Source organism: Pseudomonas veronii, from assembly GCF_001439695.1.
Lineage (GTDB): Bacteria > Pseudomonadota > Gammaproteobacteria > Pseudomonadales > Pseudomonadaceae > Aquipseudomonas > Aquipseudomonas veronii.
On the sequence record NZ_JYLL01000071.1, the window covers coordinates 1 to 2,383 of the forward strand.

2 protein-coding genes are annotated in these 2,383 nt (G+C 56.0%); both read left to right on the top strand.

Going from position 1 to position 2,383, the window contains the following annotated elements; genetic code table 11:
- The first annotated feature begins 3 nt into the window (after window positions 1-3).
- Window positions 4-1,599 (top strand): flavin-containing monooxygenase, encoded by a 1,596-nt coding sequence (locus TU80_RS30960; RefSeq protein ID WP_057006141.1) that lies wholly within the window; start codon window positions 4-6, stop codon window positions 1,597-1,599.
- A gap of 30 nt (window positions 1,600-1,629) precedes the next feature.
- Window positions 1,630-2,382, top strand: a complete 753-nt coding sequence (locus TU80_RS30965; RefSeq protein ID WP_057006140.1) for a glucose 1-dehydrogenase — start codon at window positions 1,630-1,632, stop codon at window positions 2,380-2,382.
- Window position 2,383: the final 1 nt, after the last annotated feature.

The window sequence follows — 2,383 nt, forward strand, 5'->3', positions numbered from 1 at the left end:
GCTGTGATAACAACAAAAAATTTCGACGCCATCGTCGTTGGCGCAGGTTTTGGCGGCCTGTATATGCTGAAAAAACTGCGCGACGAGCAGGGCCTCAAGGTCCGCGTCTTCGACAAGGCTGGTGGTGTGGGCGGCACGTGGTACTGGAACCGCTATCCGGGCGCCCTCTCAGACACCGAAACCTGCGTTTACTGCTACTCGTGGGATAAAGAGCTATTGCAGGAGATGGAAATCACCACGCGATACATCACCCAACCGCAAGTTCTCAAGTACCTCGAAACGGTGGCGGATCGCCACGAACTGCGCCCGGATATCCAATTCAATACAGGGATCACGCAAGCGCATTTCAACGAAGCTACAAACCTCTGGGAGATGGGCACCGACACCGGCGAGTCGTACACCGCCAAGTTTATCGTGACTGCACTTGGCCTTCTCTCTGCCACCAATATTCCAAAAATCAAGGGCCTCGAGACCTTCCAGGGAGAGTGGCACCACACAGGTAGCTGGCCTCAGGGAGTTCAATTCGAGGGCAAGCGTGTAGGCGTGATTGGTACGGGCTCAACCGGTACCCAGGTGATCACTGCCATTGCGCCACTGGTCGAGCATCTCACGGTGTTCCAGCGCTCACCGCAATACAGCGTGCCTGTCGGTAATGGCCCAGTCAGCCAGGAATATGTCGACAACATCAAGAAGAACTACGAAAAAATCTGGGAGCAGGTAAAGAACTCTGTGGTCGCCTTCGGCTTCGAGGAAAGTACCGTGTCGGCGATGAGTCTTTCTGATGAGGCGCGCCAGGCAGTATTCCAGAAAGCCTGGGAAAACGGTGGCGGCTTCCGTTTCATGTTCGAGACGTTCTGCGACATCGCCACGGACGAACAGGCCAACAAGGCCGCGCAGGATTTCATCCGCGCCAAGATCGCCGAAATCGTCAAGGATCCGGAAACCGCCGGCAAGCTTACTCCGCACGATCTTTATGCCAAGCGCCCACTGTGCGACAGCGGTTACTACGCAATATTCAATCGGCCAAACGTGAGTCTGGTCGATGTCAAGGCCAATCCGATCACGGAGATAAACCCCACCGGCGTGAAAACCGCAGATAGGGTCGAACACGAGTTGGACATGCTCATCTTCGCCACTGGCTTCGACGCGGTGGACGGCAACTACACTAAGATCGACATCCGAGGCCGTAAAGGCCTGACCATCCAGGACCACTGGAAGGCCGGCCCGACCAGCTACCTAGGTGTTGCGAACGTGAATTACCCCAACATGTTCATGGTACTAGGCCCCAACGGCCCCTTCACCAACTTGCCGCCTTCAATCGAGACCCAGGTCGAGTGGATCAGCGACCTGATTCAGGAAACCAATGCCAAGAACCTCAAGACGGTAGAGCCTACGCCCGAGGCCGAGGCCTGCTGGACCAAGACCTGCCAGGACATAGCGAACATGACGCTTTTCCCGAAAGCAGAGTCATGGATTTTCGGCGCCAATATCCCAGGCAAAACCAACACCGTGTACTTCTACCTGGCCGGACTCGGTGCCTATCGGCAGCAGCTCACCGAAGTCCGAAATCAAGGTTATCAAGGCTTCCAGTTTCAGTAAAAAATCACTTGAAAACTAAGGGGGGGCAACATGAATCGCGTACAAGACAAAGTTATTATCGTTACCGGCGGCGCAATGGGCATGGGGCAATCGCACAGCGAACTGCTCGCTTCGCACGGTGCATGGGTGTTTGTGGCAGACATGAATGTGGAATTGGGCCAGACCACGGTGGCTGGTATCCGCAAGAGCGGCGGCAAGGCCGACTTCCTGAAACTGGATGTAACAAACGAGGCTGACTGGCATGCAGCGGTGGGTCAGGTTATCGAACGTGCAGGTCGCATCGACGTGCTGATCAACAACGCCGGTATCCTTATTCTGAAGCCTGTGCAAGACACGACCAATGAGGACTGGGACCGCACCTTCGATGTTAACGCGCGTAGTGTCTTCATTGGCACGCGGACGGTCATTCCATTCATGAAGAAAGCAGGCAAAGGCAATATCGTTAACGTATCGTCCATCTATGGTTTGGTCGGCGCCCCCGGTGCCAGCGCCTATCAAGCATCGAAGGGAGCTGTACGCATGTTTACCAAGTCGTGCGCGGTGGATCTGGCCCCCTTCAACATCCGTGTCAACTCGGTGCATCCAGGCGTAATTGAGACACAAATGACGCGGGATCTGCTGGCTGACTCCGTCATCCGCCCGGCCCTGCTCGGACCAACCCTGCTCAAGCGTCCGGCTCAGCCAATCGAAGTGTCACAGGCAGTGCTCTTCCTCGCGTCGGACGAGTCGTCCTTCGTGCATGGCGCAGAGCTGGTGGTCGATGGCGGCTACACCGCCAACTGAC

Bases quoted from the DNA above. Each gene is read 5' to 3' on its own strand.
- TU80_RS30965 (WP_057006140.1), top strand. From the start codon at position 1,630: ATGAATCGCGTACAAGACAAAGTTATTATCGTTACCGGCGGCGCAATG.